Raw genomic sequence first — 9,833 nt, forward strand, 5'->3', positions numbered from 1 at the left:
AACACTTCAATGGCCTCCTGCATGTCTTTAATGATCTGATCATAAATGGCAGCACGGTCTGTTAATGGCAGTCTCAAATCATCTCCGGTTACAGAACTTTTGGTTTTAAAAGGCACATCACCCCAAAGCCTGATCAGTTCTGAATAGTAAAATCCCCGGAGAAATTTGGCTTCACCCAGCATACGGTTCAAATCTGTCTTTTGTGCAGCTGTTCCACTGCTGTACACGTCCATTTTCGGAATGCGCTCAATCACAACGTTGGCGCGGTCTATACCACTATACAATGCACTCCATGTACTAAAGAACAATGAATTTCCAGCCAGATAGTAATAGTGGGAAACTTCTCTGAAATCGTTGGAGGTGGCTCCCGGGCTTAAAAACTCTACATCGGTATCTGCATCATAAACCAATGGGATATACCAGGCATAGGTACTGGGATTTTTCATTACCTCATAAACACCCAGAGTAGCCGAATAAGCTTCACCAACAGACTGAAAGAAATTAGCTGTAGTAAATGATGAATAAGGTGTGGTTTCAACAGCTTTTTTGCATGAAATGAATGGCGTAAGCATTATTAAACCTGCAAAGGCCATTTTTCTTATATATATATGCTTTGTTCTCATTTTTATATTTTTTTATAGCGATAGATTTAAACCGGCAACAAAAGATTTTCCTCTTGGATAGGCGCTAAAATCTACACCAGGGGTTAAAGGATTATTTGTTACACTGACTTCCGGATCGTAACCAGAGTATTTGGTAAATACATGCAAATTATAAGCAGTAACGTAGATACGGGCATTTGCAATTTTCACTTTACTCAGCCATTTTTTAGGTAAGGTGTATCCCAAACTGATATTGTTGATTCTTAAAAAAGAACCATCTTCTATAGCAAAACTGGTCAATCTTCCCGCCGTTGTACCTCCAATGGAAGCAACCGTATTTTTACCCTTGTTTAAGGCTTCAAGTTCTGCAGGATCGGTAACCAGTTGCCCGGAAGCACCTACATTTGTCCATCTGTTGGCCTGAAAGGCTAAATTGCTGTTGAAATCTCCGGAGATAACGAGGTTGTTCTGTACATTGGCATTGTAAATATCATTACCATAGGTAAAATCAAGAAATACGCTTAAATCAATTCCTTTATAACTGAATGTATTGTTGATACCTCCGGTAAACTTCGGATTTGCATTTCCGATAATGGTGCGGTCCTGATCATTGATTAAACCATCCGGCACACCATTGGGCCCGCCGATGTCTTTATATTTCGCATAACCAGGCTGAGGCGCATTACCACTGTTTACCACACCTGGTTTCAACACATAGGTGCCGGTTGTTGAATTGTAATTAAAGTCATTGACCTGATAAAGCCCATCGCTGATATAACCATACATCATTCCAACGGGCTGTCCTACTTTAAGGATATAGTCGTTAAATGAAGTATTGTAACTGCTGGTTAACAAGGAGTTTTCCTCATTACTCAATTTAAGCACTTTGCTTTTATTAAATGCAATATTGAAATTCGTGTTCCATAAAAATTCACTGTTTCTGATGTTTACGGTATTCAAGGTAAATTCTATCCCCTTGCTGGAAGTTTCGCCTATATTCTGAAGTTGGGTACCAAAACCAGAACTTGCCGGTATTCTGGTGTTGTACAACAAATCTTTAGACCGGTTGTCGTATAATTCCGTAGTCAGCATAATTCTTTGCTTAAATAAGCCCAGATCCAAACCAATATTCTTCTGCACTACTGTTTCCCATTTCAGGAAAGGATTGGCTAAATTTGCCTGATACACTGCACTGATCACCTGGTTACTGAGCGGATAGTTACCGGTTACATAGGTACCCAGGGCGGCATAATTCGCAATACGGTTGTTGCCCGAGCTACCATAACTTACACGGAGTTTCAGATCCGAGACCGCGCTGAATTGTTTCATAAAAGCTTCTTCATTGATTTTCCAGGCCAAGGCAGCAGATGGGAAGTATCCAAAAACATTTTCCTCACCGAACTTTGACGAGCCATCTCTTCTGATCGATGCGCTTAACAGATATCTACCTTTATACGAATAATTTGCTCTGGCGAAAAAGGACAAAAGTTTATCGTCTTCTGCATATGAAGTGGGGAAATTGGCAATGGTTCCGGCCCCAAGGTTATCAAAACCATTGTTAACAACTGGGAAGCCAGCCGCACTGGCCGAAAAGTTTTCTCCGTAATTATAAATATACTCCTGCCCTATCGATACATCCATTTTATGCTCTTTTCCAAAAGTGTTGGCATAGGTAATGACGTTGTTGTAAGATAGGCGTTGTGTTAAAGCATCACTTATACCACCATTTGGTCCGCCGGAACGGATGGCCTGGATATTGGTGGCATCGATAAACGTTTTTATTTTGTTGGTTTGACTACTAAAGCTCACCAATCCGTTATAGGATAAATTTTTCAGAAAATTGTACCTGATGGTTGCGCTGGCATTTAAATTTTTTATCGATTGTTCTATCTTCCTGGAATTAAGCGAGATCAACGGACTTTGAAATGCCGGATTGCCCTGGTTATCTAAAGGATCTATCGTATCATCAATCAAATCCAGATCGTTGTTGTTTTTTCCATTTATCGGCCGGTATTGCAGCAAGGTTTGCAAAAAGCTTAAGCGGGCATTTCCACCAGTTTGCGTACCTCCTGTACCATATATAAACTGATCAGAATAATTTACGATACCGGTTACGGTCACATCCTTACCAATATTGTTTACTACGGAGAGTTTGGCAATGTCTTTATTGGACCCACTGTTCAGTAAAATACCATCATTTTTACTTTTGGAATAGAAAAGGTTGTACTTGATTTCGTTCGACCCCCCGTTGATACCTATTTTATGGTATTGACTTATAGCGGTTTTATCAAAAACTTCTTTTTGCCAATCAATTCCTGGTCGGTTTGCGTACCGGGTTTGCAAAGAATCAAAAGAACCATAGGTATTCAAGAAGGTTGCCATTCTGCCCACATTTGGCAACGCGTTTTCATATGCATACTGTACATATTGATACGGATCTAAAACCGGCAAATAACGGGTAATCGTTTTAGCCCCCACATATCCATCATAATTAATAGTTGTTTTTCCACTCTTTATTTTTTTGGTTGTCACCAAAACAACGCCATTGGCCCCACGGGCCCCATAAATAGCCGTTGCAGATGCATCCTTCAATACATCAATAGATTCTACATCTGTTGGATCCAGAAATGCCAGGCCTTCTGTTTGCGGTACCCCATCCACTACGTATAAAGGTTCATTGCTCTGTGTTATAGAGGTACCTCCCCTGATTTTAATAGAGGGTGCCGAGCCTGGATCTCCACTCCCCATAGTGACCTGCATACCTGCAATACGGCCCTGTAAGGCCTGTGCTATGTTTTGTACTGGTACTTTGGCCAATTCCTCACCCCTTATAGAAGAGACAGAACCTGTCAGGTCCTTACGCGCAACCGTTTGCCCGTAGCCGGTCACCACAACCTCGTTCAGGTTATTGGCATCATCTACCAACTGGACATCAATAGTCGTTCTGTTGTTGACCTGCCGCTCTACAGATTTTGTTCCCAGATAGGAAAAAGTCAGCGTAGCATTTGCTTTTACTTTGATTTGGTAGGTACCATTGCTGGAGGATACCACCGCGTTTTGAGTTCCCTTTTCATAAATGGAAACCCCGGGCATGGCTTGTTTTGTGCCATCTCTTACTACACCTTTCACGGTAATAATTTCCTGTGAAAAAAGCAAGGTTGATGTGGTCAGCAAGAATAAGATCAATAGGGTTCTTTTCATTTTCTTACAAGTTGGTTGGTTAAGGACATGGTTGGTTGTTAGGTAGAGTACCTATCGTTATCTGGTTTATAATTTGGTTGATTTGAAGAAACGAATTTAACGCAAGGCGGTGCAATTTGAGTTTCAAATTTGTTTAAAATGCTATCAAATTTGATGAATGGACTGTTTAAAAAAGTGTTTTTCTATGATAAATCGCCACTAAAGGGCTTTTTAACCCTTTCAAAACGGAGAAGTCTGATATTTTAAAATGTGAGGCTCAATTTGCGTTTAACCAATTTCAAAATATTTCTGGTGGATATTAAAAGTGTTTCATTTTTAACTACTCTAATTTCACTTTACAAAACAAATACAAATTAATATCTAAGATTCAAATCCAAACACTATGAAAAAAGCATTTTGCTTAGTAGTGGTAGCAGCCACCATCGCTTTAAACTGTTACGCTGCGCCAACACAAGACGACCCGCCATTAAACTGGTTCAAAAAAACAACTGAGGTCATTTCATTTCAGTTGAATAAAGCTGCACAAACTTATCAGCCTGGTCAAAACCCGCGCTCGGTTAATCCGAACGGAACCGTAAGAACTGCCGGATTAACAGATTGGACCACAGGCTTTTTCCCAGGCAGTTTGTGGTACGGATATGAACTTACAGGAGATCAACATCTGGCCGAAGAAGCTAAAAAATTCACATTGGCGCTTGATTCTGTCCGTCACATCACCAATACACATGACATGGGCTTTATGCTCTACTGTTCTTATGGCAATGCCTACCGTATAACAGGAGATAAAACGTATCTACCTGTTCTTGCCGATGGAGCCAAACACCTTTACAACCGTTTTAATCCAAAAATCGGTGTCATTAAATCATGGGATTTCTCCTGGTGGCATTATCCTGTAATCATAGATAACATGATGAACCTGGAATATTTATATTGGGGAGCTAAAGAATTTAAAAACCCAGATTATGCTGTGGCAGCTAATACACATGCCACAACAACCATGAAAAACCACTACAGGAAAGACTATAGCTCTTATCATGTGGTAGATTACGATCCCGCAACCGGTAAGGTATTGCGCAAAGCCACACACCAGGGTTTAACTGATGAATCGGCCTGGGCACGCGGCCAGGCCTGGGGCTTATACGGTTATACCATGTGTTACGAAAACAGCAAAGACCCTAAGTTTTTAGCACAGGCCGAGCATATTGCCGCCTTTATTATGAACCATCCGCGTACACCAAAAGATAAAATACCGGTATGGGATTACGATGTGCACAATGCATTGGACACTGAAGAACGTGCCCCAAGGGATGCCTCTGCTGCAGCAGTTATCGCCTCCGCTTTGCTTGATTTAAGCAAGCAGGTCAAAAACGGAGAAAAATATGTTGATTATGCAGAGCAGATTTTAAAATCGCTTTCTTCCGATGCTTATTTGGCCAAACCAGGAGAAAATCATTATTTTCTTTTGAAACACAGTGTAGGCGCATTTTTGTATAATTCAGAAATAGATACGCCACTGGATTATGCTGATTATTATTACCTGGAAGCTTTAAAAAGGTATGCAGAGATAAAAAAAATAAATCACTAACCTAAAAACCGCCATGAAGAAAACACCAATTAATTTGCAAAAGTATGTGACCTTTGCCTTGTTATTTTTAACAACCGCATGCAGCAAAGAAGAAAATGTATTAGCGAACCAAAAACAGTCACCAAATGCTAATTTAACCAAAAAAGAATTGACTAATGTTCAAAATTTAACCTTTAATAACGGTGATACCATCTTGAATGTAAACTATGAAAATGGCACCTTCAGCTCCGGTATCACAGGTATAACGGCCACCCATGCCACCGCAGCCGACGCCGCTTACCTAATTAATCCTGCCGGAAATGGCAGTAACTATGCTATTGCTCATAAAATTGTTTATGGCGACTCTACTTATTTTTCGGACGGATCCTTCAGAAGCGAGAGCGATGCCATATCAATACCCTCTGCCCGGTTTTTTCCCGGAGATGAACGCCGGTACGAGTTTAGCGTCCTGTTGAGAGACTGGACATCCTGGGTTTCCGGGCCAACCTATGAAACCAATGTCTTTCAGCTAAAAGTATCCGGTAATTCAACCAGCGGTTCCGGCGTTCCACTTCAGTTCCGCACAGCAAGGAACGCAATGCGCTTGCGCTATGAAGGTTCCTCCTCTATAAAAGATATTATACCTGATTTGCGGCCTTATGTAAACCAATGGCTCGATTTCAGGGTTGATGTTTTATGGGCAGATGGCCCTACCGGGTATATGAGAACCTATATGAAACTCCCTGGACAAAGTGATTATGTGCTGGTAGACGAAAAGACAAACTATCGCACTTTTGCCGGGAACGTAAGTATCGGAAACCTGGGATACATCAAATGGGGGGTATATGGAACTCAGGAAGGTCTTACACGCATTGCGTACCACGACAACATCAGGATTATCAAACTTCCCTTACAATAAATGCAAAATAGATGAAAAGAACAATAACAGGCCTTTTACTGGCCATATTATCCCTTTCTAAGGTACTGGCACAGCAACATCCAATTGCTAAGGAAAGTTTTGCTGCTATCAACCTCAACTATCCCGGATTAGAAAAAGTAAAAAGTGCCTGTCTCACATCCAAATACGACGAAGCCGCACAAGAACTGCTGAATTATTACCGCAAAAAAGACAAGCAGAAAGCGCCAGATTTCAGCAATGCAGAAAAAACCGTTGATCTGGACAGTCCGCTCGATCCGTCCAACAGGGCTGCTGCAGACAGCGCTCTGCTTCACAAATTTCAACCACAGAAAGGTTATGGCTTTTTTGACTATGGTAAAGACATAAACTGGCAGCTATGGCCTGTAAAAGACAATGAGGTACGCTGGCAGCTGCACCGGGTAAAATGGTGGCAATCGCTGGCATTGGCCTATCGCAGCACCAAAAACGAGAAATATACAAAGGAATGGATGCTTCAATTTGCCGACTGGGCAAAGAAAAATCCTTTCGGCCTATCGGCAGACAACGACCGGTTTGCATGGAGACCTCTGGAAGTGTCGGACAGGTTACAAAGCCTGGTACCCACCTTTTCTATTTTTGTAAATTCACCTGAAGTAACACCTGAATTTCTGATGTTCTTCTTAAACAGTTACCACGAACAGGCACAGTATATCCCGACACATTACGCTACGGAGGGCAACCATCGCCTCTTTGAAGCCCAGAGAGAATTATTTGCAGGGGCTTCTTTCCCTGAATTTAATGATGCTGCTGCATGGCGTAAAAGTGGCATAGAAGTACTGAATGCAGAAATAAAAAAACAAGTCTATCCGGATGGCGTACAATTCGAGCTATCGCCTGTTTATCATGCCAGTTCCATCGACATCTTTTTAAAAGCTTACAGAACAGCGCAAAAAGCACAGGTAGAAAATGAGTTTCCTGCAAGCTATAAACAAACGGTAGAAAAAATGGTCATGGCTTTTGTCAGTATTACTTTCCCCAACTATAATCAACCTATGTTTGGCGACTCGTGGCTGGCCGAAAAAAGATTTAGAATGCAGCAATTCCAATCCTGGTTAAGCGCCTTTCCTAACAACGATGCCATCAGGTATTTTGCTACCGATGGAAAAGAAGGGAAAACACCTGACTTTTTATCCAAAGGACTGACCACCGCCGGCTTTTATACCTTTAGAAACGGATGGACAGAGAAAGCTACCATCATGATCTTAAAAGCAAGCCCTCCGGGAGAGTTTCATGCACAGCCAGATAACGGCACTTTCGAACTGTGGATAAACGGGCGCAATTTTACACCAGATGCCGGATGTTTTGTATACAGCGGAGACGCCGAAATCACAAAAATGAGAAACTGGTACAGGCAAACCAGAGTACACAGTACACTTACACTCAACAATGAGAACATGGTGATCACCAAAGCACAACTCAACAAATGGGAAACCAGTAAAAACCTCGATATACTGACCTATACCAACCCAAGTTACACTGATTTGAACCACCAGCGCAGTGTGCTGTTCATTGATCAGAAATATTTTTTAATCCTGGATAAAGCCATTGGCAAAGCCACCGGAAACCTGGGCGTTCATTTTCAACTGAAAGAAGACAGTAAACCTGTATTTGATCAAACCGGGCAGAAAGTGTACACCACTTATGCAGATGGAAACAACTTGTTGATTCAATCCTTAAACACAGACAAAATTACCCTTCGTGAAGAGGATGGAAAGGTATCCTACGCCTACCAAAAAGAACTCAAAAGACCTGCTCTCGTGTTTGAAAAGCAGAAAAGCAACGATAAAACACAACAATTTGTAAGTGTGCTTTATCCTTACACAGGTGATAAAGCACCGCAAATAAGCATTAAAGAAAATACCGGAAATAACTATACTACCGGAGCACTAAACATCACTTTAACTATTAATGGGGTAAGCAGCACTGTAAAGACGACTTTGCAGTAAACTTTGTACCAGCCAATGCCATAACCTTAACAGGGGCAGTCTGCATATGGACTGCCCCTGTTTTCTTTTCAGCGTTCTATTTACTGGTAAGTAAACCAAACTGTTGCCTTACAATCCTGATCTGAAACTGCCCTTACCCAGTGGGCACTAAATCCTTTAGGAAACTCGTAATTGAGGGTTTTCCCGGCTTTAACGAAAAAGGTTTTATAGACATGAAAACCCGCTAAATCGAAATCAACTTCCAGCGTAATACTGGCATCTTTATCTGTGGTGATCGCTACCTTTTTCTGATCGTAGCCCGTCATTAAATAAGGAAGTGACGGATCCTTTGCTTTTACACTGGCGTTTTTCCAGACTCCACCCTGCCCGGCAGGCTTGCCCATTTTCCACAGATCATCAATCCCTCCGTACCATAAGCCGTTGGTTTGATTCCCAAAGTAATGGCCGTCTGGAGTTGCGTTTTTCGTGGTACCACTAAGCACCAGTAATCCGCGCCATGTACAAAAATCGATGATTTTTTTGTGATGTGTAGTAATGGGACGCATGGCCAGAAAGCCGGCTTCGCGACCAACTTCGTAAAAAGTGCCCTGAATGTTGAGCATAAACCGCTCTGACTCTAGCTCACGTTTGTCCCTGTATTGGAAAGTTTCATATAGCTCTGAGGTTTTAGGCAAGCGGAATGTCCCCGTGTTGTCTTTTATAATGACCGAAGCATCATCCATGGTATAACTCTTTTTAAAGCTCAACAAACGCATCATTTGTGAAGTGCTGTCTGCAGTATTTGTGATTGCGGCCAGCTTCTCGTCAACTTCGCTATATTTTTTACTATTGATATTGAACACCTGCAGATTCTTATTAAAATTAGCAGGACGTATTAAGCTGGCATTGAACTCACCTTTGTCCTCAATTGCAGCAAGTGTGCTGAACATTGGATCTTGCCTCTCCTGCATTTTCCCTGTAAAGTGGAAAAAAGCAGTTGCTTTACAATCTGCATCTGTCTTAAAACGCACCCAAGTGGCCAGAAATTGATCCGGAAATACCAAATACCGGTAACCATTAGCAGGTACACTGATGGTTTTATAGTCTTCCCATTGATTATGACCCGTTCTGTCTATTTGGATGGTAAACGAAACCGCTTTATCGGATGTTTGCGCAAGGTGCAGTATTTTTTGATCAAAGCCATTTACCAAAAACGGATCCGATGGCACACCTGCTTTTACATCATCCTTATCCCAGGGACCTCCCCAGCCAGTGGCACCTCCCCATGTTGTCAAATCATTCCATTGGCCAAACCAGAGATTGGATTGCGCCCTTCCAGCCATAGGATTTTCTAAAACAGTAGTCTCATCCGTAGCGATGACCAGCTGGTTGTTCCAATTACAAAAATCGGGTATATAGCGTAAATGGCTGTTTATTGGTTTAATGCCACCGCTGTTCGCCCTGGAGAAAGTTTTTGGAAAATCATACATCATGGCATGCATATCCATTAACATTTTACCATTACCTACCTCTCTGATCCGTGGCCATTCTGTGTACCATCCACCCCAGTGATCATAGGTATG

At 41.8% G+C, this 9,833-nt stretch carries 6 protein-coding genes; 3 read left to right on the forward strand and 3 right to left on the reverse strand.

Annotated features, from left to right (window positions below; genetic code table 11):
• Together VNZ46_RS11315 and VNZ46_RS11320 are read right to left on the reverse strand one after the other, a co-directional pair.
• Positions 1-623, reverse strand: a 623-nt coding sequence (locus tag VNZ46_RS11315) for a RagB/SusD family nutrient uptake outer membrane protein (RefSeq protein ID WP_325560266.1), incomplete at its 3' end; no start/stop codon positions are given.
• Between the two features lie 12 nt (positions 624-635).
• On the reverse strand, positions 636-3,803 hold the full coding sequence (locus tag VNZ46_RS11320; RefSeq protein WP_325560267.1) for a TonB-dependent receptor: 3,168 nt from the start codon (positions 3,801-3,803) through the stop codon (positions 636-638).
• A gap of 382 nt (positions 3,804-4,185) precedes the next feature.
• On the opposite strand from VNZ46_RS11320, the gene VNZ46_RS11325 reads away from it, so the two are divergent.
• From VNZ46_RS11325 to hepC, 3 genes are read left to right on the forward strand one after another with little or no spacing between them, the layout of a single operon-like run.
• Entirely contained in the window at positions 4,186-5,388 is a 1,203-nt protein-coding gene (locus tag VNZ46_RS11325) for a glycoside hydrolase family 88 protein (protein WP_325560268.1), read from the forward strand.
• Positions 5,389-5,401: 13 nt separating this feature from the next.
• Positions 5,402-6,286: a heparin lyase I family protein gene (locus VNZ46_RS11330; protein ID WP_325560269.1), complete on the forward strand. Its 885-nt coding sequence runs from the start codon at positions 5,402-5,404 to the stop codon at positions 6,284-6,286.
• Positions 6,287-6,297: 11 nt separating this feature from the next.
• Positions 6,298-8,271: a heparin-sulfate lyase HepC gene (hepC, locus tag VNZ46_RS11335; RefSeq protein WP_325560270.1), complete on the forward strand. Its 1,974-nt coding sequence runs from the start codon at positions 6,298-6,300 to the stop codon at positions 8,269-8,271.
• A gap of 80 nt (positions 8,272-8,351) precedes the next feature.
• Here the strand turns inward: hepC and VNZ46_RS11340 are convergent.
• A partial coding sequence (locus tag VNZ46_RS11340; protein WP_325560271.1) for a hypothetical protein occupies positions 8,352-9,833 on the reverse strand: 1,482 nt, incomplete at its 5' end.

This window comes from Pedobacter sp., from assembly GCF_035566355.1.
Classification (GTDB): domain Bacteria; phylum Bacteroidota; class Bacteroidia; order Sphingobacteriales; family Sphingobacteriaceae; genus Pedobacter.

Coding starts and splice junctions, on each gene's coding strand:
- VNZ46_RS11320 (WP_325560267.1), bottom strand. CDS start 3,803: ATGAAAAGAACCCTATTGATCTTATTCTTGCTGACCACATCAACCTTG.
- VNZ46_RS11325 (WP_325560268.1), top strand. CDS start 4,186: ATGAAAAAAGCATTTTGCTTAGTAGTGGTAGCAGCCACCATCGCTTTA.
- VNZ46_RS11330 (WP_325560269.1), top strand. CDS start 5,402: ATGAAGAAAACACCAATTAATTTGCAAAAGTATGTGACCTTTGCCTTG.
- hepC (WP_325560270.1), top strand. CDS start 6,298: ATGAAAAGAACAATAACAGGCCTTTTACTGGCCATATTATCCCTTTCT.